This is a genomic window from Streptomyces sp. SAI-127, from assembly GCF_029894425.1.
Taxonomy (GTDB): Bacteria; Actinomycetota; Actinomycetes; order Streptomycetales; family Streptomycetaceae; genus Streptomyces.
The window spans coordinates 8,535,842-8,560,150 of record NZ_JARXYJ010000001.1; the positions used below are offsets into that span (position 1 = coordinate 8,535,842).

The following is a 24,309-nucleotide window of genomic DNA, read 5'->3' on the forward strand; positions in this document are numbered from 1 at the left end:
ACGCGATCGTGTGGTCGCAGCCGCAAGGCCTCGGCGATCCGCGGTGGACGCTGGGCGCGCGTGCGTCGGGGGCGTGAGGACATGCGTCTGCCCTCCCTGTCGTGGGGTGGGAGGGCAGAGAAGGGGAGCGGGTCAGCCGTTGCGCGGGCCGGGGAAGGCGGTGGGTCTTGCCTCTTCGCGGAGGGTGGGGCTGCCCGCGGTGGGCTGGGTCGGCATCGAGCGGGCCGCGGGGACCGTCGGAACCGCAGGCACCGTGGGGATACCGGTGTTGACACTGACCGTGCGGGTCGCCGACGTCTCCGTGGCCCGCTCGGCCTCGGCTGTCGCCTGGGCCGCGGCGCGGCGGGCGCCGTAACGACGGTGGACCGCCTGCTTGGTGACGCCGAGGGCGGAGCCCACCGCGTCCCACGAGAAGCCGAGCGAGCGGTCGAAGTCGACCGCGGCCGTCACCAGGGTCTCGACGCTGTCCCGCAGTTCCTGCGCGAGACGGACCGTGGGGGCGGGGGCGCGTCCGTAGACGACGAAGCCCGTAGAGGGGCCGGAGCGGCGCGGGCGGTAGACGTTGCCCAACTGGGCAGTCAGGGTGCGCAGTGCGTCCACCTGCCGGCGGACCCGCTCGATGTCCCGCACCAGCAAGTGCAGGCTGGCCCGAGCCTGGGCGTCGTGGGTTGCGTGGTCGGCCATGAACAAGCCTCTCGAACCGGCGTTGAAAAGGATGGGGCCGCGATCGCGGCCCGTTGTGGTCAACTCTTTCTTGACCAACGCGTTTACGCTCCGCTGGTCACGCAGTGGGGGCGTACCGGCATATGCGTGCGCCGGGGGTGGGGAGTTCGCGCCTTGATCGGGAACACGGGCCTCGCCTGTGGGGTCCCTCTCCGGCCGTGCGGCGGCCGGAGCTCGCCATAGACTTGTGTGTTGCCGTCGTCACCCGTCCGAGTCACCCGTCCGAGAGGCCCTGTCCACCCATGAAGCTCGTCTTCGCCGGTACCCCCGAGGTCGCCGTTCCCGCTCTGGACGCTCTCATCGCCTCCGGGCGGCATGAGGTCGCCGCCGTCGTCACACGACCGGACGCGCCGGCCGGGCGGGGGCGCAGGCTGGTCGCGAGCCCGGTCGCGGAGCGGGCCGAGGAGGCGGGGATCGAGGTGCTGAAGCCCGTCAAGCCGCGGGATCCGGAATTCCTCGAGCGGCTTCGTGAGATCGCCCCGGACTGCTGCCCCGTCGTCGCCTACGGCGCCCTTCTGCCCCGAGTCGCCCTCGACATCCCCGCCCACGGCTGGGTCAACCTGCACTTCTCGCTGCTGCCCGCCTGGCGTGGGGCCGCTCCTGTGCAGCACTCCATCATGGCGGGGGACGAGATCACGGGCGCCTCGACGTTCCTCATCGAGGAAGGGCTCGACTCCGGGCCCGTCTACGGCACCGTCACCGAGGAGATCCGGCACACCGACACCAGCGGTGACCTGCTGACCCGGCTCGCCTTCGCCGGTGCCGGGCTGCTCGCCGCGACCATGGACGGTATCGCCGAGGGCACGCTGAAGGCGGTGCCGCAGCCGTCGGAGGGCATCACCGTCGCCCCGAAGATCACCGTCGAGGACGCGCGGGTCGACTGGGCCGCGCCTGCCCTGCGGGTGGACCGGCTCGTGCGGGGATGTCACCCCTCGCCCGGTGCCTGGACGACCTTCCGCGGCGAGCGGCTCAAGCTCATCCAGGTCCAGCCGGTGCCCGAACGGACGGATCTGGCCGCCGGGTCGCTAGCCGTCGGCAAGAACAGCGTCCACGTCGGTACCGGGTCGTACGGCGTCGAGCTGCTGTGGGTGCAGGCACAGGGGAAGAAGCCGATGAAGGCCGCGGACTGGGCACGGGGCGTCAGGATCTCGGACGGGGAGACCGTCGGCGGGTGACGCGTCGACGACAGCGTGGCCGGCTGGCCTGATCGGCGACGGCCCGGCCGCAGGGCGCCGGTCTCCAGCACGGTCCGATGGCGCCGGACCAGGCTGCCGACGGTGGTCAGGACGGCGAGCGTGAAGGAGGCCTGCCGAAGGCGCGCCTGCGGGTCGGGTGGCGTCGGTTGTCGGGGTGCCGAGGGCCGGGCTCCGGTCGTACGGCGGTGGTTGGCGGTTCGGGGTGGGTGCGTCGGTGGCCGGTGGCGTGGGTCCCAGGGGTGCCTGTGTCATTGGCGGGTCGTGCGGGCAGGTGGCGGGAGTCGCGATGGGTGGCGTCGGTGGTCGGAGTGTCGGGGGCCGAGCTCCCGTCGTGCGGCGGTGGTCGGCGGATTTCGTGGCTGGGTCGGTGGCCGGTGGCGTGAGTCCTCGGGGCGCCTGATGGGGTTGCAACAGCGGTGGCGTCGGAGTGTCGGGGGCCGAGCTCCCGTCGTGCGGCGGTGGTCGGCGGATTTCGTGGTTGGGTCGGTGGCCGGTGGCGTGAGTCCTCGGGGCGCCTGATGGGGTTGCAACAGCTCAGGCCGGTGGCGTCGGATGCCCGGGGCCATGCTCCGTCGCGTGGTGGTGGTCGGTGGGATCGGGCGGGAACTCGGCTCCGGCATGTGACGTCCCGCCTCGCGGTCACCCGGGCCCTCGAAGGGTGACGTCGCCTCCCGCGGACGTACGCTTGGGGCGTCACCAGACCTTGAACCCGGAGCACCTTTTTCGTGAGCGACCAGCCCCGTCGGCCCGCCAAGGCCGGCAAGCCCTACCGTCGGCCCCAGAAGGACCCCGTCCGCATCCTCGCCTTCGAGGCGCTGCGGGCCGTGGACGAGCGGGACGCGTACGCCAACCTCGTCCTGCCGCCGCTGTTGCGGAAGGCGCGGGAGAAGGGCAGCTTCGAGACGCGGGACGCGGCGCTCGCCACCGAGCTCGTGTACGGGACACTGCGCCGGCAGGGGACGTACGACGCGATCATCGCCGAGTGTGTCGACCGGCCGCTCCGCGAGGTCGATCCGCCGGTGCTCGACGTGCTGAGCCTCGGGGCGCACCAGCTGCTCGGGACGCGCATCCCGACGCACGCCGCCGTGTCCGCCTCCGTCGAGCTCGCGCGGGTCGTGCTCGGGGACGGACGGGCCAAGTTCGTCAACGCCGTGCTGCGCAAGGTCGCGCAGCACGACCTCGACGGGTGGGTCGCCAAAGTGGCTCCGCCCTACGAGGACGATCCCGAGGACCATCTCGCCGTCGTCCACTCCCACCCCCGCTGGGTCGTCTCCGCGCTGTGGGACTCCCTCGGCGGCGGGCGGGCCGGCATCGAGCGGCTGCTGGAGGCCGACAACGAGCGGCCCGAGGTGACCCTCGTCGCCCGGCCGGGGCGGTCCACCGCCGAGGAACTGCTTCGCGAGGAGTCAGCCGTGGCAGGGCGCTGGTCGCCGTATGCCGTACGGCTGTCCGAGGGCGGTGAGCCCGGTGCCGTCGACGCCGTGCGGGAAGGCCGGGCCGGGGTGCAGGACGAGGGGAGTCAGCTCGTCGCGCTGGCCCTCGCGAACGTGCCTGTCGAGGGGCGGGACGAGAAGTGGCTCGACGGGTGCGCGGGGCCGGGCGGCAAGGCCGCGCTGCTGGCCGCACTGGCCGCCGAGCGGGGGGCCATGCTGCTCGCCTCCGAGAAGCAGCCGCACCGGGCCGGGCTCGTCGCCAAGGCGCTCGCCGGGAATCCCGGGCCGTACCAGGTCATCGCCGCGGACGGGACCCGGCCGCCGTGGCGGCCGGGGAGTTTCGACCGGGTGCTGATGGATGTGCCGTGTACGGGACTCGGGGCGTTGCGGCGGCGGCCGGAGGCTCGGTGGCGGCGTCGGCCCGAGGATCTGGAGGGGTTCGGGCCGTTGCAGCGGGGGTTGTTGAGCACCGCGCTGGACTCCGTCAGGGTCGGCGGGGTCGTCGGGTACGCCACTTGTTCGCCCCACCTCGCGGAGACTCGGGCCGTGGTGGATGACGTGCTCAAGCAGTGGCCGTCCGCCGAGCTCGTCGATGCGCGGCCGTTGTTCCCCGGTGTGCCGGAGCTGGGGGAGGGCCCGGACGTTCAGTTGTGGCCGCATGTGCACGGGACCGATGCGATGTATCTGGCGGTCATCCGTAGGACGGGGTGATCTAGTCGGGTGTCCGCGGCGCCGTCGTGGCCGGTCGCTCGGTTCCCCGCGCCCCTGGGTCGGCCGGCTCCTCCTTGCTCAGGCTGTGCGGCCACCACACCTTTGCCCCCACGTCCAGGAACAACGACGTCACCAGCACCGACCGCACGATGAACGTGTCCAGCAGGACGCCCAGCGCCACCGTGAAGCCGATCTCCGCGAAGGCGACCATCGGCAGGGTGCCGAGGGCGGCGAAGGTGCCGGCCAGGACCAGACCGGCGGAGGTGATGACCGCGCCGGTCGCGGCCAGACCCGTGATCACGCCCGCGCGGGTGCCCCCGTGGGCCGCCTCCTCGCGGATGCGGGTGGTCAGGAAGATGTTGTAGTCGATGCCGAGGGCCACCAGGAAGACGAAGACGAACAGCGGGAAGTCCGTGGACTCGCCCGCGTAGTCGAAGAGATGGCGGAAGGCCAGGGCGCTGATGCCCAGGGCCGCCGCGAAGGAAAGGATCACCGTTCCGATCAGCAGCAGCGGGGCGATCAGGGCACGCAGCAGGGCGCACAGGATCAGCATCACCACGACGAGCACCAGCGGGATGATCAGGATGTTGTCGTGCGTGGTCGCCTTGTCCATGTCGAGCAGGGCGGCCGTACCGCCGCCGACCTGGGCGTCGGCGTCCGGGACCGCGTGGACGGCGTCCCGGACCCGCTCCACCGTCTGTTTCGCGGCCTCGCTGTCGGCCGGGGCGGTCATCGTCGCCTCGAAGAGGACCTTGCCTTCGAACGACGGTTTCGTGCCCGGTGGCAGGCCGAGGGACGTGGGCACGACTCCCCGGGTTCCCGCGACCGCCTCGCCGACCTGTTGGGCCTGGGCCTGGTTGCTGACGACGACCAGGGGATCGCCGCTGCCCGCCGGGAAGTACTTCGCGGACACCTCCTGGCCGGAGATCGAGTCCGGTTTCCCGGTGAACGCGTCGGCGTTGCTGATGCCTTCGGCGCGCAGCTGGATCAGGCCCAGCGAGCAGATCACGAGGGCCGCTGCCGTGGCGCTCCAGACCATCCGGGGGCGGAGGGCCATACGGCGGCCGGCGCGGGCCCAGAGGCCGGTCTCGATGCGGTCGGGGTCGCCGAAGTGCGGGATGGCCGGCCAGAAGATCCAGCGGCTGAAGATCACCAGCAGGGCCGGGAACAGGGTCATCATCGCCAGCAGGGCGACCGCGACACCGATCGCGGCGACCGGGCCGAGACCCCGGGTCGAGTTCATCTCGGCGGTCAGCAGGACCAGCATGCTCAGGACGACGGTCGCGCCAGAGGCGAGCACGGCCGGGCCCGCGCGGTGCAGGGCGAGGGCCATCGCCTCGTGGCGGTCCTCGTGGTGGTGCAGTTCCTCCCGGTAGCGGGCGACCAGCAACAGGGCATAGTCGGTCCCCGCGCCGAAGACGAGCACGGTCAGAATGCCGGCGCTCTGGCCGTTGACCGTCAGACCCGCGTGCTCGGCGAGCAGGTAGATGAAGGCCTGCGCGGTGAACAGCGCGGCGACCACGGAGAGCAGCGGGACCAGGAGCAGGGTGGGGCTGCGGAAGGTGATGAGCAGCATGACGATGACGACGGCCATCGCCGACAGCAGCAGAGTCGAGTCGATGCCCTCGAAGGCCTCGGAGAAGTCCGCGGACGTGCCGCCGGGGCCGGTGATGTGCACGGCGAGGCCGTCACCGCCCTCGCCCACGACGTCACGGATGGAGTCGACCGCGGGCGCGATCTCCTCCCAGCCCTTCTCGTCCATGGTGATCGGGACGAGGATCTGGGCCGCGCGCGGGTCGCTCTGCCGGTCGTAGATCGGGCCACGGGTCTCCGAGCCGCGGATGCCGTGTGCCGTGAGCTGTTTGATCTCGGCCGTGTCCTTGGCGATCGCGGCCCGCTCCTGCGGCGTGAGGCCGCTGTCGCGCGCGTAGACGACGACCGCGGGGATCTGTTCCGGCCTGAAGTCCTCGGAGATCTGGAGGACCTGGGTCGACTCCGCGGAGCCGGGCAGCCAGGAGGCCGCGTCGTTGTCCTGGGCGTCGGTGAGCTTGGAGGCCAGGGGCGCCGTCAGGAACAGCACCACCAACCACAGCGCCAGTACCGCCCACTTGGCACGCCGTCCGCAGACGAAGTGCGCGATGCCCCGATTCCCGGTCATGGCCACCCCCGGCGCCACCTGTCGAGCCGATCAGCCGCCCAGCATGGCACGCACAGGTCGTCCACAACATCCGATGAACGGCTTAGGTCTGGACCGGCGCGCTCCTTCGCGCCCCGGCATGGGAGGCTTGGGGCATGGCCGCGCAGATCAATCCCAGCATCCTGTCCGCCGACTTCGCCCGCCTTGCGGACGAGGCGAAGGCGGTCGAGGGAGCCGACTGGCTCCACGTCGACGTCATGGACAACCATTTCGTCCCGAACCTCACGCTCGGTGTGCCGGTCGTAGAGTCTCTGGCCCGTGCGACGGACACCCCGCTGGACTGCCATCTGATGATCGAGGCCCCCGATCGCTGGGCGCCCCAGTACGTAGAGGCGGGGGCTTCCTCCGTCACCTTCCATGTGGAGGCGGCCGCCGCTCCGGTCAGGCTCGCCCGGGAGATCCGGGCCAAGGGTGCCCGCGCCTCCATGGCGCTGAAGCCCGCGACGCCCATCGAGCCGTACGAGGACCTGCTCCCCGAGCTCGACATGCTGCTGATCATGACGGTCGAACCCGGTTTCGGGGGACAGGCCTTCCTCGACATCATGCTCCCCAAGATTCGCCGCACCCGCGAGTTGATCAGCAAGCACGGGCTTGAGCTGTGGCTCCAGGTCGACGGTGGCGTCTCGGCGTCCACGATCGAGCGCTGCGCGGACGCGGGCGCCGATGTCTTCGTCGCCGGGTCCGCGGTGTACGGGGCGTCCGACCCGGCCGAGGCGGTACGTGTATTGCGCAATCAGGCCGAGGGGGCGACCGCTAAGGCTTCGTGGGCGTGCGACCACTGAGCCAAGGGAACGTGAACGGCTTCGATCAGGGCTGATCAAGTGCGCCGGATCTGCAAGGATGAACGGCGAATCCAGAGTGTGAACAGCAGTGAGGAGATCGCCGTGTCGGGTATGTCGGCTGGCCGGTCAGCCATGCGGATGGGACCCGCTGAGCTGGTGCAGGCGGCGGCCATGGCCCGCCGCTTCTACCTCGAGGGCAAGTCCAAGATCCAGATCGCGGAGGAGTTCGGCGTCAGCCGCTTCAAGGTGGCCCGGGTCCTGGAGACCGCCCTCGAACGGGATCTCGTACGCATCGAGATCCGCGTGCCGGCCGAGCTGGACGCCGAGCGCTCCGACGCGCTCCGCGCCCGCTACGGCCTCAGGCACGCCGTCGTGGTGGAGTCCCCGGCCGAGGCCCAGGACTCGCCGGACCCCGAGAACCTGGGAGAAGTGGCCGCCGACCTGCTCGGCGAACTGGTCGACGAGGGCGACATCCTGGGCCTGGCCTGGGGTCGTTCCACCATCCACATGGCGGCCGCCCTCGACCGGCTGCCACCGTGCACGGTGGTGCAGTTGACGGGTGTGTACGACGCCGGGACCGCCGAGCGCGGTTCGGTGGAGGCGGTGCGGCGGGCCGCCCAGGTGTCCGGCGGGGACGCCCACCCCATCTACGCGCCGATGCTGCTGCCGGACGCGGCCACCGCGGCCGCGTTGCGCAACCAGACCGGCATCGCCCGGGCCTTCGAGTACTTCGACAAGGTCACGGTCGCCTGTGTCTCCATCGGCTCCTGGGAGCCGGGCATCTCGACGGTGCACGACATGCTCAGCGACGAGGAGCGCGGCCACTACGCCTCGCTCGGGGTCGCCGCCGAGATGTCCGCGCACCTCTTCGACTCCGAAGGGCGCCGGGTCGGGCGTGACCTGGGCGAGCGGTGCATCACCGTCAAGGCCGACCAGCTCCGCCGTATCCCCGAGGTCGTCGCGATCGCCGGGGGACAGCGCAAGGCGGCCGCGATCGACGCGGTGCTGCGGTCGGGACTCGTCACCAGCCTGGTGACGGACACCTCCGCCGCGGACTACCTGATGACGGCGGGGACGACGCCTAAGCCGGCGCTCAACAGGTCGGATCCGGACGGACCCTGACGGAAGGTCATGAGGGGACGGGCCGTGGCAGCATCGAGCGCATGCTGCTGCGGTTCGTCTCCCGAATGCTTCTGTGCGTACTGGTCCTGACGGGGTGTTCGGCCACCGAGAATGATTCCCCGCGGGGCGGCGGCCCGGCCACCGTCCAGGAGTCGAAGCTCCCGGCCGAGGCCCGGCAGACCCTCGAACTCATCGACAGGGGCGGCCCGTTCCCGTACGCCAAGGACGGCTCCGTCTTCGGGAACTTCGAGCGGCTGCTGCCCGCGCACCAGCGCGGTTACTACCACGAATACACCGTCCCGACGCCGGGCTCGCGCGATCGTGGGGCCCGGCGCATCGTCACCGGGCAGGGTGGGGAGATCTACTACACCGATGATCACTACGACTCGTTCAGGGCGGTACTGAGATGACGGCACGCGTGGTCACGCTGGACCTCGACGGGGTCGCGGACAAGGCGGGCCTGATGGACCGCTGCGTCCGGGACCTGCGGCTGCCGGACTGGTTCGGTCGCAACTGGGACGCGCTGGCCGACGTCCTCTCCGACCCGGGCCTGTGGTCCGAGGACGGCTCCGACGACGCTGCCGAAGAGGAGATCGTCGTCGTCGTACGGAACTGGGACCGGTACGCCGGGGCGCGGCCGGACGAGTGGGCGACCGCGCGCGAGGTGTTCTCGCAGGCGTCCGCGCTCACCGTGGCACTCGCCCTTGGAGGTTCGTCCTAAGGCCCCTCCGTCTGGTCTGGACGATTCGCCCGTGGGTGGCGATCCGCCCGGCATGGGAGAATGAAGTACGTGCTCTTTCCCCCTGGCTGACCTGTCCGGGGGCCACCTCTGATCGACTGGGATGTGCAGCACGTGCGTTTCCTCAACGACATCCAGCCCCCGTACGACCTGACGTACGACGACGTCTTCATGGTCCCGAGCCGCAGCGCCGTCGGCTCGCGGCAGGGGGTGGATCTCAGCTCCCCGGACGGCACGGGCACCACGATCCCGCTGGTCGTCGCCAACATGACCGCCATCGCCGGGCGTCGCATGGCGGAGACCATGGCCCGCCGCGGTGGCCTCGTGGTCATCCCGCAGGACATCCCGATCGAGGTCGTCACCGAGGTCGTCTCCTGGGTGAAGAGCCGCCACCACGTCCTGGACACCCCGATCGTGCTGGCCCCGCACCAGACCGTCGCCGACGCGCTGGCCCTGCTGCCCAAGCGCGCGCACAACGCCGGTGTGGTCGTCGACCAGGACGGCCGGCCCGTCGGTGTCGTCACCGACCAGGACCTGACCGGGGTCGACCGTTTCACGCAGCTCGAGGTCGTCATGTCCCGGGATCTGCTGCTCCTGGACGCCGACATCGACCCGCGTGAGGCCTTCAACCGCCTCGACGCGGCCAACCGCCGCTACGCCCCCGCCGTCGACCAGGGCGGCCGCCTCGCCGGCATCCTCACCCGCAAGGGCGCCCTGCGGGCCACGCTGTACACCCCTGCCGTGGACGCGAACGGCAAGCTGCGCATCGCCGCCGCCGTCGGCATCAACGGCGACGCACCGGCCAAGGCCAAGCAGCTGCTGGACGCGGGCGTCGACACCCTCGTCATCGACACGGCGCACGGCCACCAGGAGTCGATGATCAACACGATCAGGCTGGTGCGCGGTCTCGACCCGCAGGTCCCGATCGTCGCGGGCAACATCGTGGCCGCGGAGGGTGTGCGCGACCTCGTCGAGGCGGGCGCGGACATCATCAAGGTGGGTGTGGGCCCCGGCGCCATGTGCACCACCCGCATGATGACCGGCGTGGGCCGGCCGCAGTTCTCCGCGGTCATGGAGTGCGCCGCCGAGGCGAAGAAGTACGGCAAGCACGTGTGGGCCGACGGCGGGGTCCGCCACCCGCGCGACGTCGCCATGGCCCTGGCCGCCGGTGCGTCCAACGTGATGATCGGGTCCTGGTTCGCCGGCACCTACGAGTCCCCGGGCGACCTCCAGCAGGACGCGAACGGCCGCCTCTACAAGGAGTCGTTCGGCATGGCGTCCGCGCGTGCCGTGGCCAACCGCACGTCGGAGGAGTCGGCCTACGACCGCGCCCGCAAGGCGCTGTTCGAGGAGGGCATCTCCACCTCCCGGATGTTCCTCGACCCGTCCCGCCCGGGTGTCGAGGACCTGATCGACTCGATCATCGCGGGCGTCCGCTCCTCCTGCACCTACGCCGGTGCGGGCTCCCTCGAGGAGTTCGCCGAGAAGGCGGTCGTCGGTATCCAGAGCGCGGCCGGCTACGCCGAGGGCAAGCCGCTGCACGCCAGCTGGAGCTGAGTCCGTCCGTCGCGCAGGGCCCCCGTGGAAAATCGGGGGCCGTTCGCCTTCCCGGTCCCTACGGTCGTCGTAGGGAGATCAGTGTCTGCCGGAGCGGCGATGTCGCGCTGCTCGACCGGTGGGGTCGCCCGGAGGCCACGTCCTTCCACGCCGGGCGGCCCAGCTCGCGCGCGATCGCCGACGCCGTGCGGATGCCGTCGCCGCCCCCGAGGTCACCCTGGACTGCCCCGAGATCGGCGGTCTCGCGGTCCGGCCCGAGGAGCTGCGCTCACGGGGGATCGGCACCGAGCTGGTCCGGGCCGCCGAGGAACTGGCCCGGACGCGGGGTCTGACGACCGTGGGCATCGGGGTCGGGCAGGACAACCCGCGCGCGGCGGGCCTGTACGCGCGGCTCGGCTACCGGCCGGTGACCGACTACCTGGACCGCTGGTCGTACCAGGACCACGGCGGCACGACCCGTGAGTGTGTGGACGCCTGCACGTTTCTCGTCCGAGACCTTTCGTCAGGCCACCTTGACGTCAAGCCTGCCTGACGCGAATCTGGGAGCATGACGACACCCGAGAGCATCGAGCCGCAGTACACCCTGCTGACCGCCGTCTCCCGGCTCGACGAGCTGCGCATGCGGGAGGCGCTGGGCGGGGCCACGGACGCCCCCGACCGGGCCGAACTGCTCGAACTCCTCGCGCTGAGCGAGGTCGTGGCCCGCAAGGCCTCCTACGGCCGTCAGCTGACCGTGCGCTCGGCCCGCGAGGCCGGCGCCTCCTGGTCGCAGATCGGGGCCGCGCTGGGCACCAGCAAACAAGCCGCGTGGGAGGCCCACACCCGCTGGATCGACGCCCAGCGGGAGGCATACGGCAAGCCCGGCCAGATGGGGTTCGACGAGGCGGATGTGGCTGAGGCGCGGGCCGTGGCGGGGGAGCCGGAGGACCGCTGACGAGGGCTGACGGGCACCGGTCGGGGGCACGCGCAACGAACGCCCGCCCATCGGCCCGGAACGCAACGATCTTGCGAGTGCGTGCAAGGTTGCTGCATTACGACTGTGACGTCCGGGCTCGTAGGGTGCTGCGCTGTACTCACCTGCAGCGACGAAGGAGTCAGCGCGTGCTCGACCAAGGTGCACCCACGCACCACCGCACCCAAGAAGCCCCCACCCCGGGGCTCGGCGCGCGCGTCATGCGGCGCAAACCCGTGGAACGCCTGGTCGCGGAGGGCGGCCAGGGCGAGGGAGGGGCCCTCAGGCGCTCCCTCGGACTCTGGCAGCTGACGATGATCAGCATCGGCGCCACCCTGGGCACCGGCATTTTCGTCGTGCTGGGCGAGGCCGTGCCGAAGGCAGGTCCCGCCGTCACGCTCTCCTTCGTGATCGCCGGCCTCACCGCCCTCTTCTCGGCCCTCTCCTATGCCGAACTCGCGGGCACCATCCCGGTCGCCGGGTCCTCGTACTCGTACGCGTACGCAACCATGGGCGAACTGGTCGCCTGGATCTGCGGCTGGTGCCTGGTCCTGGAGTACGGCGTCTCGGTCGCCGCCGTGGCCGTCGGCTGGGGCGAATACCTGAACGAGCTCCTCGACGGGACCATCGGCGTCACCATCCCGGACGCGCTGTCCGCCCCGCCCGGCGACGGCGGTGTCTTCAACCTCCCCGCGCTGATCGTCGTCCTCGTCGCCATGGCCTTCCTGCTCGGCGGGGCCCGCGAGTCGGCCCGTGCCAACACCGTGATGGTCGTCGTGAAGATCGCCGCGCTGGCGCTGTTCTGCGCGATCGGAATCCAGGGCTTCCGCTCCGGCAACTACGAGCACTTCATGCCGCTCGGGATGGCCGGGGTCAGTGCGGCAGGTGCCACGCTCTTCTTCTCGTACATCGGCTTCGACGCCGCCTCCACGGCCGGTGAGGAGGCGAAGAACGCCCAGCGCGACCTGCCCCGCGCGATCATGCTGTCGCTGGTCATCGTGACCGCGCTGTACGTGCTGGTCGCCGCCGTCGCGGTCGGCGCGAAGCCCTGGCAGCACTTCAACGACTCCGAGGCCGCCCTCGCCCAGATCATGCGGGAGGTCACCGGGCAGAGCTTCTGGGGCACCCTGCTGGCGTTCTGCGCGGTCATCGCCATCGCGAGCGTCGTCCTGACCGTGCTCTACGGCCAGACCCGCATCCTCTTCGCGATGTCCAGGGACGGACTCGTACCGAAGGTGTTCGGCCGGGTCCACCCGAAGACCGGCGCGCCCCGGGCGAACACGGTGATCGTGTCCCTGTTCTGCGGGGTGCTGGCGGCGGCCATCCCGCTCGGCCAGCTCGCGGACGCCACCAGTATCGGCACGCTCTTCGCCTTCGCCCTGGTCAACATCGCCGTCGTGGTGCTGCGCCGGACCCGGCCCGACATGCCCCGCACCTTCCGCGTCCCGCTCTCGCCGGTCTTCCCGGCCCTCGGCTTCGGCTTCTGCGTCTGGATGATGGGCAGCCTGTCCACCGTCACCTGGGTGGTCTTCGGGGTCTGGATGGCCGCCGGGCTCGTGTTCTACTTCGGATACGGCCACCGCCGTTCCCGACTCGCAACACCCGAAGGCTGATCCACCCACCGTGCTGAACGAACTCGACGAACGCATCGTGCACGCCCTCGCCGAGGACGCCCGCCGCTCCTACGCGGACATCGGGCAGATCGTCGGCCTGTCCGCGCCCGCCGTGAAGCGCCGCGTGGACCGGCTGCGCGCCACCGGGGCCATCACCGGATTCACCGTACGGGTGGACCCGGCGGCCCTCGGCTGGGAGACCGAGGGGTTCGTCGAGGTCTACTGCCGGCGCAACACCTCCCCGGAGACCATCCAGCGCGGTCTGGAGCGCTACCAGGAGGTGGTGGCCGCCTCCACCGTCACCGGAGAGGCCGACGCGGTCGTCCAGGTCTTCGCATCCGACATGCGGCACTTCGAACGGGTCCTGGAGCGGATCGCGGGGGAGCCGTTCGTGGAGCGCACCAAGTCGGTCCTGGTCCTCTCCCCGTTGCTGCGCCGCTTCTCCTCGGGCTCGCCTACCTGACCGGCTCGGCACGGCGCCGGACCGCCGCCAGCAGCCGCCCGGTGAGCAGGGCGTGCGCACCGGAGGAGATGACCAGCAGCCGGTAGAGGGCACCGCCGGGTCCGGGAAACCGGGCCCGGGTCTCGGCCCGCAGTCGGGTGCGTCCCGGGGTGGTCTCCTCCAGGCGGAAGACCAGGGCGTACGTCGAGAAGTGGTGCCGCCCGACGAGGACCAGCTCCTGTCCCGGGACCGCGTGGGCCACCCGGAACCCGGGGAAGGCCGACGCCTCGACGAGGGGCCGGGGTCCGGACGCCGTACGGTCGACGACTCCGACGAGACGGGCGTAGCGGGCGGAGCGCGGTCGGCCGAAGGACTGTTCCAGGGTCTCGCCGAGCGCGTGCCAGACCTCGACGGCCGTCGCCGAGACGATCACCGCATGCTCGTCGACCGCAGGCAACATACCGATGTCCAACGGAACCTCCTGTCGGGCGGGAACCCTACTCCGCGGTCTTCCGCGCCAGCGCGTTGTTGCCGATCGAGTTGTGCACGCTGAAGCTCACCGCGTCCGAACGGTAGCGGTCGTCCGACCACTCGACCGGGCGTCCTTCACGGGTGGTGGTCACCCGCCGGACCCTCAGGAGCGGGCTCGTGCGGCGGACTTCCAGCAGCTCCGCGTCCTGCGCTCCCGCCGCCACCGCGTCGATGACGTGTTCCCCGTAGGCGAAGACCAGACCCGTGTCGTCGTACAGGCGTTGGGTGACGGAGGGGCACTCGGGCTCGATGGACTCGACGGTCGGGGAGATCCAGTCGGCGTACACCGTCCGCTCCAGCAACACCGGTTCGCCATCGAGTCCGCGCACCCGCAGGACATGCAACACCGGTGTGCCCATGGCCAGTTGGAGGCGCACCGAGTCCTCCTTCGTGGCCGGACGGTACTCCTGTGCCACCACCCGGCCGGTCGCCGCACGGCCCATCGCCCGGGCCCATTCGGCGAAACTCCTGAGTTCCGCGAAGCTCTGGCTGCGGCGGCTGGCCAGGACCACGCGGCGGGCACCCTGCCGGGAGCCGATCAGGCCCTCGGTGGTCAGCGCCGCGACCGCCTGGCGGACCGTCCCGCGCGAGACGCCGTAGTGCGCCGCGAGCTCCGTCTCGGCGGGCAGCAGACTGCCGACGGTGTACTCCTCGCGGTCGATCGCCCGACGCAGTTCGTCGGCGATCTCCTCGTGACGCGCCCCCATGCTTCCCCTCTGAGTCGGTCTCTGTGCACAGCGTGACCAGGGTAGTCGACATCCCGAAGGGTATGGAGAGGGCTCAGATTGTGCGGGAATTCGGGGTCAGCGTTTCGCCAGTGTTTACCGGCGCGACACCAGCGGCAGCCTTACTGAGGCCAACTTGTTCAGACAAGTTATCTCCCTTTGGCTCCTGCACCCTCGCGCGTCCCCTGGAGAAGCCGTGACCGTGTCCCTGCCGAGAACAGCCGCCCTCGGCGTCCTCGCCGCCCTCGCCCTGAGCGCGTGCGGCGCCGCCCCCGACAACGCGTCCACCACCGCCGACGGCAAGAACGCCGCCACCGCCACCTCAGCCGCCGACTTCGGCGGTATGGACAAGCTGGTCGCCGCGGCGAAGAAGGAGGGCACGCTCAACGCCATCGCGCTGCCCCGCGACTGGGCCAACTACGGGGCCCTCATCGACGGCTTCCAGAAGAAGTACGGCATCAAGATCTCCGTCGAGAACCCCGACGGCTCCAGCCAGGACGAGATCAACGCCGTGACCTCGCGCAAGGGGCAGACCCGGGCGCCCGACGTCCTCGACCTCGGCAGCTCCTTCGCCCTCAGCGCCGCCCAGCAGGGCCTGCTCGCGCCGTACAAGGTGGCGTCGTACGGGGACATCCCCACCGGGCAGAAGGACCCGCAGGCCCGCTGGTACAACGACTACGGCGGCTACATCTCCATCGGCTGCGACGCGAAGCGGGTCAAGACCTGCCCCACCACCTTCGCCGACCTGCTCAAGCCGCAGTACAAGGGCCAGGTCGCCCTCAACGGCAACCCCACCAAGTCCGGTTCGGCCTTCGGCGGCGTCTACGCGGCCTCGCTCGCCAGCGGTGGCTCCTTCGACGACATCCAGCCCGGCCTCGACTTCTTCGCCAAGATCAAGAAGAACGGCAACTACACGCCCGTCGAGTCGACCCCGGCCACCGTCGAGAAGGGCGAGACACCGATCAGCATCGACTGGGACTACCTGAACGCCGGGTACGCCGACGAGTTCAAGTCCAAGGGCGTCGACTGGAAGGTGTCGGTGCCGAGAGACGGCCAGTTCTCGCAGTACTACTCCCAGGCCGTCAACAAGGACGCCCCGCACCCCGCGGCCGCCCGCCTGTGGCAGGAGTACCTCTACAGCACCGAGGGCCAGAACCTGTGGCTCAAGGGATACGCCCGCCCGGCCCTGATGACCGCAATGGAGAAGGCCGGCACCCTCGACAAGACGGCCGCCGCCAAGCTGCCCCAGGTCTCCGGCACCCCGTCCTTCCCGACCGAGGCCCAGCAGGACAAGGCCAAGACGGTCCTCGGACAGGGCTGGGCGAAGGCCGTCTCCGGATGACGGCCACCGCCGTACGGGTGGACACGGCGCCCGCCGCTCAGGTGAAGCGGCGGCGCCGGTCCCTCGGCTGGATCGCCGTCGTCCCGCTGCTCGCGTTCGTCGCGGTCGCCTTCGGGCTGCCCGCCATCGCCATGCTGGACGGCGCGTTCACCGCCAAGGACCCGGCCACCGGGGCGACTTCGTACACCGTCGACAACCTGACGGCCTCACTCAAGGGCGCGTATCTCACCGCGCTGCTCGGCAGCGTGAAGCTGTCGGCCGTGTCCGCCGCCCTGGCGACTCTTTTCGGTCTGCCGCTGGCCCAGGCCGTGGTGTCCTCCCGCTTCCGCGGGCTGCGCGAGGCGGTGCTCACCGCGTCCGGAGTGCTCGCCAACTTCGGCGGAGTCCCACTGGCCTTCGCCTTCGTCGCCACGCTCGGCAACGCCGGCGTGCTGACCCGGCAGCTGGGCCTCACCGACAAGGGCTGGGACCTCTACAGCTTCTGGGGCCTCGTCATCGTCTACCTGTACTTCCTGATCCCCCTCATGGTGCTCACGATCACGCCCGCCCTGGACGGGCTGCGCAGCCAGTGGCGCGAGGCGGCGCAGAACAACGGGGCAACGGGCGTGCAGTACTGGCGTTTCGTCGCCCTGCCCGTCCTGCTGCCCACGCTTCTCGGCGGGTTCGTGCTGCTCTTCGGCAGCGCCTTCGCCGCGTACGCCACCGCCGCCGCGATGGTGGGCAGCTCCATCCCGCTGGTCACCCTCCAGATCGCCGACGCGATCTCCGGCAACGTGCTCGTCGGCCAGGAGAACGTGGCGCTCGCCCTCAGCCTCGACATGGTCCTGGTCGCGGGCCTGGTCATGGCCGTGTACCTGCCCCTGCAGCGGAGGAGTGCGCGATGGCTCGCCTGAACCTGTGGCGGTGGGGCGTGCTCGGCCTCGCCGGACTGTACTTCCTGGTGCCGCTCGCCGCGTCCGTCGTCTTCACCGTCGACGTACCCGGCCAGGGGATCACCTTCGACGCGTACACACAGATCTTCTCCACCGACGGTTTCGTCTCCAGCCTGCTGCTCTCGCTGGAGCTGGCCCTCGCCACCATCGCCGTCGTCCTGCTGCTGATGGTGCCCGCGATGGTCGCGCTGCGGCTCGGCGCGCCCCGGCTCAGGCCGCTCGTCGAGGTGGTGTGCTCACTGCCGCTCGTCGTCCCGCCGATCGCGTTCGTCGCCGGCCTCGGCACGGTCCTCAAGTGGGGGCCCGACCACCTCTCCCGCACCCCCCTGTTCGAGACCTTCGTGGCGATCCAGAATCCCGACTTCCCCTTCGTCCTGGTCCTGGCCTACGTCGTGATGGCGCTGCCGTTCGTCTACCGGGCACTGGACGCCGGGCTCCGCGCCGTCGACGTCCGCACCCTCGTGGAGGCCGCCCGCAGCTGCGGTGCCGGCTGGCCGCAGGCCCTCGTCCGGGCCGTACTGCCCAATCTGCGCGGCGCCCTGCTCAACGCCTCCTTCCTCACGCTGGCCCTGGTGCTCGGCGAGTTCACCGTGGCCCAGCTCCTGGGCTTCAGGCCCTTCGCCGTGTGGATCGTCAACGTCAGCGGCTCGCAGGCCCAGTTGTCCGTCGCCGTGTCCGTGCTCAGCCTGCTCGTGACGTGGGTGCTGCTCCTCGTCCTGGCCGGCTTCGGCGGCCGTACCCGTACTACTTCCCGGGGATGATCCATGCTTGATACAGCGGCAACCGTCGAATTCCGTGGGATCAGGCGGGAGTTCGGCCCGACCGTCGCCCTCGACGGCCTCGACCTGACCGTCCAGCCCGGTGAGCTCGTCGCCCTGCTCGGCCCGTCCGGCTGCGGCAAGACCACCGCGCTCAGGATGCTGGCCGGCTTCGAACACCCCGACTCGGGCGAAGTGCTCGTGGACGGCGAGGACGTCACCCGGGTCCCGGCCCACCGCCGGGACGCCGGGATGGTCTTCCAGTCGTACAGCCTCTTCCCGCATCTCGACGCGCTCGACAACGTGGCCTTCGGACTGCGGATGCGCAAGGTCCGGACGGCCGAACGGCGCTCCAGGGCCGCCGAGTTGCTGGACCTGGTCGGTCTCGCCGAGAAGGGCGGGCAATATCCGCACCAGCTCTCCGGCGGTCAGCAGCAGCGGGTCGCGCTCGCCCGGGCGCTCGCGCTGCGCCCTCGCGTGCTGCTGCTCGACGAGCCGTTGTCGGCGCTGGACGCCAAGGTGCGGCTCACCCTGCGCGAGGAGATCCGGCGGCTCCAGCAGGAGCTCGGCATCACCACACTGTTCGTCACCCACGACCAGGAGGAGGCCCTGTCCATGGCGGACCGGGTCGCCGTGATGCACGCCGGGAAGCTCGAACAGTGCGCGACGCCGAGCGAGTTGTACGGCCGCCCCGCCACCGCCTTCGTCGCGGAGTTCGTCGGCACGATGAGCCGGATCCCGGGACGGCTCGCCGACGGCACGGTCGACGTGCTCGGGCAGCGGCTGCCGGTCGACGGCCCGGTGCCGTCCGCGACCGAGATCGACGTGCTGGTGCGGCCGGAGGCCGTGCGGGTACGGGCCGAGGCCGACGGGAAGTCCCGCGTGGTCGCGACCTCCTTCCTGGGCGCGGCCGTCCGCGTCACCGTCCGGCTCGCCGACGGCTCCGCCGTGAAGGCCGATCTGCCCGCGCACGAGGCCGCCGAGCTCACAGCCGGTGCCGCGGTGAGCGTGTCGCTGCCGGAACGGCCGGTGCTCGTGGCCGAACGTACGTCCTGATCTTCCAGAAAGAGGCACCCGTGAACCGACTCCCGCTCCAGGCCGTCCTGTTCGACATGGACGGCACGCTCGTCGACACCGAGCGGCTGTGGTGGGAGGCGGTGGAGCAGGTCGCCGGACGGGCCTTGACCGAGGCCGACCGGCCCGAGGTGCTCGGCCGCCCGGTCGAGTACACGGCCGCCTGGCTGGCCGCGATCACGGGCGCAGTCGCCGCGGACCTCGCCGAGACCCTCCACCGGGAGTTCGCGGACCGCGTCCGCACCGGCATCGTGCCCCGCCCCGGCGCCCTCGCCCTGCTCGACGCCCTGGCCCGCGAGGGCGTCCCCACGGCTCTGGTGACCGCGTCCCCCCGGGCCGTCGCCGACACCGTGCTCGACGCGCTCGGCGCCGATCGCTTCGCGGTCTCCGTCACCGCCGACGACACGGCCCACACCAAGCCCGCGCCCGACCCCTACCTTGCCGCGTGCGACGCGCTCGGCGTCGATCCGGCACTCTGCGTGGCGGTGGAGGACACGGAGACCGGCGTCGCCTCGGCGGAAGCGGCGGGCTGCGCGGTGCTCGCGGTGCCCTCGCTCGCCCCCATAGAGGCCGCGCCCGGCCGGACCGTCCTGGCCAGCCTGGAGGGCGTCACCGTCGACGGGCTCCGCTCCCTGTTGCCGTACCGGCTCCGCGTGATGACCTGGAACCTCTGGTACGGCGGCACGAAGGTCCGCGACCACCGGGCCAAGCAGCTCAAGGTCATCGCGGAGACCGACGTGGACGTGGTCGGGCTCCAGGAGACGTACGGCGGCGCCGCCGGGGAACTCGCCGAGGCGCTCGGCTGGCACCACCACAGCGCGGGACCGAACCTCGGCATCATCAGCCGGCTCCCGATCACGGCCGTGCTGGGCGACCCGGACGTCGGTTTCTACGGCGCCGCCGGGGCCCGGATCGCCGTAGGAGACCGGGAGGTCGAGGTCTGGACGGCCCACCTCGACGCCGACCACTACGGGCCCTACGAGTCCGAGCCGCTCGCCCATGAGCAGGTGCGGACCGGGCAGATGAGGGACACCCTGCGCCGGATCTCGGGCGCGGCGCCCGTCGTCCTCGTCGGCGACTTCAACAGCCCCTCGCACCTGGACCGGCCGGACGTCGCGTGGCCGGTGACCAGGGCGGCGGCGGAGGCGGGCTTCGGGGACTCCTTCCGGCAGGCCCGTCCCGATGCCGCACGGGACCCGGGCCACACCTGGTCGCCGGTGCACGCTCACCCGGAGCCGCAGGACCGGATCGACTACGTCCTCCACCGCGGCCTGCGGGTTCTCCACTCCCGGACGTACGTCAGCGGCACCCCGCGGACCTGGCCGGACGTCGAGGACAACGACTGGCCGTCCGACCACGCCGCGGTGATCACCACATTTTCGCTGGGCAGCGGGCCCGGGACTGTCTAACATCGGTGCCATGACCTGGCGACATTGATCCACCAGCCGTGCCTCCCGAGGGCCGCCTCGGACACCGTTCCGACGACGTCCGAACCGCCCTTCCGGGAAGGCCTCATGACACTCTCACCCGCACGTGTGCCCGCGACCGGCGCCCGCCGGCTGACGACCACGCTGTACGGCTACGCGTTCCTCGACGACCTCGTCCTGCTCTACCCGGTGTACGCGCTGCTGTTCGCCGACACCGGCCTGCCCCTCTGGCAGATCTCCTCGCTGTTCGCCCTGTGGTCGCTCACGGCCGTCGTCCTCGAGGTGCCCTCCGGCGCCTGGGCCGACACCGTCTCGCGCCGCAGGCTGCTGTGGATCGGCCCGCTGCTCACGGCCCTCGGCTTCACGCTGTGGGTGAGCGTCCCGTCGTACGGGGCCTTCGCGGTGGGCTTCATTCTGTGGGGCGCCGGAGGCGCGCTCGGGTCCGGTGCGCTGGAAGCCCTCGTGTACGACGAGCTGGAGCGGCTCGGGGCCGCCGAGCGGTACGCGCGCGTGATGGGGCGGGCCCGGGCGGCCCGGCTGCTGGCCACGGTCGTGGCGATGGGTCTCGCCGGACCGGTCCTCGCGCTGGGCGGTTACGAGGCCGTGGGCGCCGCGAGCGTCCTGGCCTGTCTGCTGGCCGCGGTGACGGCGACCCGGCTGCCGGAACACCGGGTGCCGGCCGAGAAGGGGAGCACGCGCTGGGCGGCGACCCTGCGGGCCGGGGTTGCCGAGGCCCGTGGGGACCGGGCCGTCCAGGGCGCCCTGCTGCTCGTCCCGGCCGTCGCCGCGGTGTGGGGCGCGCTCGACGAGTACGTCTCGCTGCTGATCCGCGACCTCGGTGTGGCCGACGCGACCGTGCCCTATCTGGTCCTGCTGGTCTGGGCGCTCGTCACGGTCGGCAGCCTGTTCGCCGGACCGGCCGAACGCCTGGGCACCCGGGGCCTCGGCGCCCTGATCGCGGGCGCCGCACTCGCCCTGGCCGTGGGCGCCGGGGTCCGCACCCCCGCCGGCATCGTCCTCGTGGGCCTCGCCTTCGCGGGCTTCCAGCTGGCCGAGGTGCTCGCCGACGTCAGGCTCCAGCACCGCATCGACGACGCCCGCCGGGCCACGCTGACCTCGGTGGCGAGCCTGGGCACGGAACTGGTCACGGTCGCCGTGTTCGGTGTGTACACCCTGCTCGGGGCGTCCCTGGCACACAGCACGGTGTTCGTGATCCTCTCGGTGCCGTACCTCGTGACGGCGCTGGTGCTGGGCCGGGGCGGCGGCGCACGCAACGAATCGCCGGGGGACCGCCCACGCACGCAATGAAACGCTTACCGGCGCGCAACGGCTCCTCCTTGTCCGCCCTGGTGAGCCGCCCGTACCGTCTAGGTGGCCCCTCTCTGCGGCCCCCATGACCACCTTCCGCCCGGTGAGGATCACGCATGCGCACCGCCCTGCTCCAGAGCTCCGGCCGCCCCGGCTCCGTCGAGGGGAACCTCAAGGTCCTCGACGAGGCCGCGGGCCGGGCCGCCGCCTCGGGCGCCGCGCTGCTGGCCGCGCCGGAGATGTTCCTCACCGGATACGCGATCGGCGACGACATCGCCCGCCTCGCCGAACCGGCCGACGGCGACTCGGCGGACACGGTCGCGGAGATCGCCGAGCGGCACGGGGTCGCGATCGCGTACGGCTATCCCGAACGCGTCGCCGACGCGGTCCACAACTCCGCCCAGCTGATCTCCGCCGACGGTGTCCGTCTCGCGAACTACCGCAAGACCCACCTCTTCGGCTGCTTCGAGCGCGACCACTTCGAGCCCGGTGAACAGCCGGTGATCCAGGCGGAGCTGGGCGGACTCACCGTCGGCCTCATGATCTGCTACGACGTCGAGTTCCCGGAGAACGTCCGCGCCCACGCCCTCGCCGGCACCGACCTGCTCCTCGTGCCGACGGCCCAGATGCACCCGTTCGAGTTCGTCGCCGAGTCCCTCGTGCCGGTGCGGGCCTGGGAGAGCCAGATGTACGTCGCCTACGTCAACCGGGTCGGCCAGGAAGGGGAGTTCGAGTTCGTCGGGCTCTCCACGCTGGCCGGCCCCGACGGGGTGGCCCGTGCCCGCGCCGGACGCGGCGAGGAGCTGGTGTTCGCCGACGCCGACCCCGCCCTGCTGGCCGCCTCCCGAGCGGCGAACCCGTATCTGACGGACCGCCGCCCCGACCTCTACGGGTCCCTCGTCTGACGTCCGAACCACCCTCATCGCTTCAAGGAGTCCGTACCCCATGACGTCCACCGTGCCCAACGCCGTCGAGCACGCAGACGAGCAGCAGCCGCCGATCACCATGTTCGGGCCGGACTTCCCGTACGCCTACGACGACTTCCTCGCCCACCCGGCGGGCCTCGGTCAGATACCGGCGACCGAGCACGGCACCGAGGTCGCGGTGATCGGCGGCGGTCTTTCCGGCATCGTGGCCGCGTACGAGCTGATGAAGATGGGCCTCAAGCCGGTGGTGTACGAGGCCGACCGGATCGGCGGGCGGCTGCGGACCGTGGGCTTCGAGGGCCAGGGCACCCAGGGACTCACCGCCGAGATGGGCGCGATGCGCTTCCCGCCCTCCTCGACGGCGCTCCAGCACTACATCGACCTCGTCGGCCTGGAGACCCGCCCCTTCCCCAACCCCCTCGCGGAGGCGACCCCTTCGACGGTCGTCGACCTCAAGGGCGAGTCCCACTACGCCGAGACGATTGCCGATCTCCCGCAGGTCTACCGCGATGTCGCCGAGGCCTGGAACAGGTGCCTCGAAGAGGGCGCCGACTTCACCGACATGAACCGGGCGCTGCGCGAGCGGGACGTGCCGCGCATCCGCGAGATCTGGGCACGGCTGGTCGAGAAGCTCGACAACCAGACCTTCTACGGCTTCCTCTGCGACTCGGAGGCGTTCAGGTCCTTCCGGCACCGGGAGATCTTCGGCCAGGTCGGCTTCGGCACCGGCGGCTGGGACACCGACTTCCCCAACTCCATCCTGGAGATCCTGCGCGTCGTCTACACCGAGGCCGACGACCACCACCGGGGGATCGTGGGGGGTTCGCAGCAGCTGCCGCTCAGGCTGTGGGAGCGCGAGCCGGAGAAGATCGTGCACTGGGCGCAGGGCACCTCGCTCGCGACACTGCACCAGGGCGGCGAGCCCCGACCGGCGGTCACCCGCCTGCACCGCACGGCCGGCAACCGGATCACCGTGACGGACGCTCGAGGAGACATCCGCACCTATGCGGCGGCGATCTTCACCGCCCAGTCCTGGATGCTGCTCTCCAAGATCGCCTGCGACGACTCGCTCTTCCCGATCGACCACTGGACGGCGATCGAGCGCACCCACTACATGGAGTCCTCCAAGCTCTTCGTCCCGGTCGACCGGCCGTTCTGGCTCGACAAGGCCGTCGACGACAGGGGAAACCCGACCGGCCGGGACGTCATGTCGATGACCCTCACCGACCGTATGACGCGCGGGACCTACCTCCTCGACGACGGCCCGGACCGGCCCGCCGTCATCTGCCTCTCCTACACCTGGTGCGACGACAGCCTGAAGTGGCTCCCGCTGTCCGCCAACGAGCGGATGGAGGTCATGCTGAAGTCGCTCGGCGAGATCTATCCCAAGGTCGACATCAGGAAGCACGTCATCGGCAACCCGGTCACCGTCTCCTGGGAGAACGAGCCCTACTTCATGGGCGCGTTCAAGGCCAACCTGCCCGGCCACTACCGCTACCAGCGGCGCCTGTTCACGCACTTCATGCAGGACGGCCTGCCCGAGGACAAGCGGGGCATCTTCCTCGCCGGCGACGACATCTCCTGGACGGCCGGCTGGGCCGAGGGCGCGATCCAGACCGCGCTGAACGCGGTCTGGGGCGTCATGCACCACTTCGGCGGCGGGACCGACGCGACCAACCCGGGCCCGGGGGACGTGTACGAGGAGATCGCGCCGGTCGAACTCCCCGACGACTAGAACCCGGCGGCGCGCGCCTTCTTGTACGGCTCGGCTGCGACGTCCCTGGGTTCCTGGGCGTCCTGCGTCCAGCCCCGGAGTCGG

The 24,309-nt window shown here is 71.2% G+C and carries 23 protein-coding genes; 19 read left to right on the forward strand and 4 right to left on the reverse strand.

Annotated elements, in window-relative coordinates:
• Window positions 1-132: 132 nt before the first annotated feature.
• Complete coding sequence (locus M2157_RS39250) at window positions 133-684, reverse strand: hypothetical protein (RefSeq protein ID WP_280856391.1); 552 nt, start codon at window positions 682-684, stop codon at window positions 133-135.
• A gap of 281 nt (window positions 685-965) precedes the next feature.
• Between M2157_RS39250 and fmt the strand changes: the two genes are divergently transcribed.
• The gene (gene fmt / locus M2157_RS39255) at window positions 966-1,898 is read left to right on the forward strand and encodes a methionyl-tRNA formyltransferase (protein WP_280856390.1); all 933 of its coding nucleotides are present in this window, start codon (window positions 966-968) and stop codon (window positions 1,896-1,898) included.
• 746 nt (window positions 1,899-2,644) lie between these two features.
• Window positions 2,645-4,063, forward strand: a complete 1,419-nt coding sequence (locus M2157_RS39260; protein WP_280856389.1) for a transcription antitermination factor NusB — start codon at window positions 2,645-2,647, stop codon at window positions 4,061-4,063.
• Between the two features lies 1 nt (window position 4,064).
• Here M2157_RS39260 and M2157_RS39265 read toward each other — a convergent pair whose 3' ends face one another.
• Complete coding sequence (locus M2157_RS39265) at window positions 4,065-6,221, reverse strand: MMPL family transporter (protein ID WP_280856388.1); 2,157 nt, start codon at window positions 6,219-6,221, stop codon at window positions 4,065-4,067.
• 134 nt (window positions 6,222-6,355) lie between these two features.
• Here M2157_RS39265 and rpe point away from each other — a divergent pair, with 134 nt between their 5' ends.
• The 9 genes from rpe (at window position 6,356) to M2157_RS39310 (ending at window position 13,488) form a co-directional block, all read left to right on the forward strand.
• Window positions 6,356-7,042, forward strand: a complete 687-nt coding sequence (gene rpe / locus M2157_RS39270; protein ID WP_062045012.1) for a ribulose-phosphate 3-epimerase — start codon at window positions 6,356-6,358, stop codon at window positions 7,040-7,042.
• A 78-nt stretch (window positions 7,043-7,120) separates the two neighbouring features.
• On the forward strand, window positions 7,121-8,164 hold the full coding sequence (locus tag M2157_RS39275; protein ID WP_057614141.1) for a sugar-binding domain-containing protein: 1,044 nt from the start codon (window positions 7,121-7,123) through the stop codon (window positions 8,162-8,164).
• A gap of 41 nt (window positions 8,165-8,205) precedes the next feature.
• Window positions 8,206-8,574, forward strand: coding sequence for a ribonuclease domain-containing protein (locus tag M2157_RS39280; RefSeq protein WP_280856387.1), 369 nt, complete (start codon window positions 8,206-8,208; stop codon window positions 8,572-8,574).
• Window positions 8,571-8,885 carry a barstar family protein gene (locus M2157_RS39285; RefSeq protein WP_280856386.1) on the forward strand — a complete coding sequence of 105 codons (315 nt, stop codon included), beginning with the start codon at window positions 8,571-8,573 and terminating at the stop codon, window positions 8,883-8,885. Before M2157_RS39280 ends, M2157_RS39285 begins: the two co-directional genes overlap by 4 nt.
• A gap of 132 nt (window positions 8,886-9,017) precedes the next feature.
• Window positions 9,018-10,460, forward strand: a complete 1,443-nt coding sequence (locus tag M2157_RS39290) for a GuaB1 family IMP dehydrogenase-related protein (protein WP_280858950.1) — start codon at window positions 9,018-9,020, stop codon at window positions 10,458-10,460.
• 118 nt (window positions 10,461-10,578) lie between these two features.
• Window positions 10,579-10,992 carry a GNAT family N-acetyltransferase gene (locus tag M2157_RS39295; protein ID WP_348541819.1) on the forward strand — a complete coding sequence of 138 codons (414 nt, stop codon included), beginning with the start codon at window positions 10,579-10,581 and terminating at the stop codon, window positions 10,990-10,992.
• Window positions 10,993-11,007: 15 nt separating this feature from the next.
• Complete coding sequence (locus M2157_RS39300; protein ID WP_280856385.1) at window positions 11,008-11,394, forward strand: hypothetical protein; 387 nt, start codon at window positions 11,008-11,010, stop codon at window positions 11,392-11,394.
• Between the two features lie 167 nt (window positions 11,395-11,561).
• The gene (locus tag M2157_RS39305) at window positions 11,562-13,025 is read left to right on the forward strand and encodes an amino acid permease (RefSeq protein WP_280856384.1); all 1,464 of its coding nucleotides are present in this window, start codon (window positions 11,562-11,564) and stop codon (window positions 13,023-13,025) included.
• A gap of 10 nt (window positions 13,026-13,035) precedes the next feature.
• The gene (locus tag M2157_RS39310; RefSeq protein ID WP_280856383.1) at window positions 13,036-13,488 is read left to right on the forward strand and encodes an Lrp/AsnC family transcriptional regulator; all 453 of its coding nucleotides are present in this window, start codon (window positions 13,036-13,038) and stop codon (window positions 13,486-13,488) included.
• Here M2157_RS39310 and M2157_RS39315 read toward each other — a convergent pair.
• Together M2157_RS39315 and M2157_RS39320 are read right to left on the reverse strand one after the other, a co-directional pair.
• Entirely contained in the window at window positions 13,481-13,939 is a 459-nt protein-coding gene (locus M2157_RS39315; RefSeq protein WP_280867548.1) for a hypothetical protein, read from the reverse strand. The two genes, M2157_RS39310 and M2157_RS39315, sit on opposite strands and share 8 nt — an antisense overlap.
• A gap of 25 nt (window positions 13,940-13,964) precedes the next feature.
• Window positions 13,965-14,705: a GntR family transcriptional regulator gene (locus M2157_RS39320; RefSeq protein WP_059207979.1), complete on the reverse strand. Its 741-nt coding sequence runs from the start codon at window positions 14,703-14,705 to the stop codon at window positions 13,965-13,967.
• A gap of 214 nt (window positions 14,706-14,919) precedes the next feature.
• Here M2157_RS39320 and M2157_RS39325 point away from each other — a divergent pair, with 214 nt between their 5' ends.
• The 8 genes from M2157_RS39325 (at window position 14,920) to M2157_RS39360 (ending at window position 24,225) form a co-directional block, all read left to right on the forward strand.
• Complete coding sequence (locus M2157_RS39325; protein ID WP_280856381.1) at window positions 14,920-16,065, forward strand: extracellular solute-binding protein; 1,146 nt, start codon at window positions 14,920-14,922, stop codon at window positions 16,063-16,065.
• Window positions 16,062-16,958, forward strand: coding sequence for an ABC transporter permease subunit (locus M2157_RS39330; protein ID WP_280867549.1), 897 nt, complete (start codon window positions 16,062-16,064; stop codon window positions 16,956-16,958). The genes M2157_RS39325 and M2157_RS39330 overlap by 4 nt, the downstream gene beginning before the upstream one ends.
• Window positions 16,946-17,758 carry an ABC transporter permease subunit gene (locus M2157_RS39335; RefSeq protein ID WP_069761486.1) on the forward strand — a complete coding sequence of 271 codons (813 nt, stop codon included), beginning with the start codon at window positions 16,946-16,948 and terminating at the stop codon, window positions 17,756-17,758. Before M2157_RS39330 ends, M2157_RS39335 begins: the two co-directional genes overlap by 13 nt.
• A 3-nt stretch (window positions 17,759-17,761) precedes the next feature.
• Window positions 17,762-18,811 carry an ABC transporter ATP-binding protein gene (locus M2157_RS39340; protein ID WP_280867550.1) on the forward strand — a complete coding sequence of 350 codons (1,050 nt, stop codon included), beginning with the start codon at window positions 17,762-17,764 and terminating at the stop codon, window positions 18,809-18,811.
• A 20-nt stretch (window positions 18,812-18,831) separates the two neighbouring features.
• On the forward strand, window positions 18,832-20,238 hold the full coding sequence (locus tag M2157_RS39345) for an HAD-IA family hydrolase (protein ID WP_280856378.1): 1,407 nt from the start codon (window positions 18,832-18,834) through the stop codon (window positions 20,236-20,238).
• Window positions 20,239-20,343: 105 nt separating this feature from the next.
• Complete coding sequence (locus tag M2157_RS39350; protein WP_280867551.1) at window positions 20,344-21,564, forward strand: MFS transporter; 1,221 nt, start codon at window positions 20,344-20,346, stop codon at window positions 21,562-21,564.
• A gap of 116 nt (window positions 21,565-21,680) precedes the next feature.
• Entirely contained in the window at window positions 21,681-22,469 is a 789-nt protein-coding gene (locus M2157_RS39355) for a carbon-nitrogen hydrolase family protein (protein ID WP_280867552.1), read from the forward strand.
• Between the two features lie 40 nt (window positions 22,470-22,509).
• Entirely contained in the window at window positions 22,510-24,225 is a 1,716-nt protein-coding gene (locus M2157_RS39360) for an NAD(P)/FAD-dependent oxidoreductase (protein WP_280867553.1), read from the forward strand.
• Window positions 24,226-24,309: the final 84 nt, after the last annotated feature.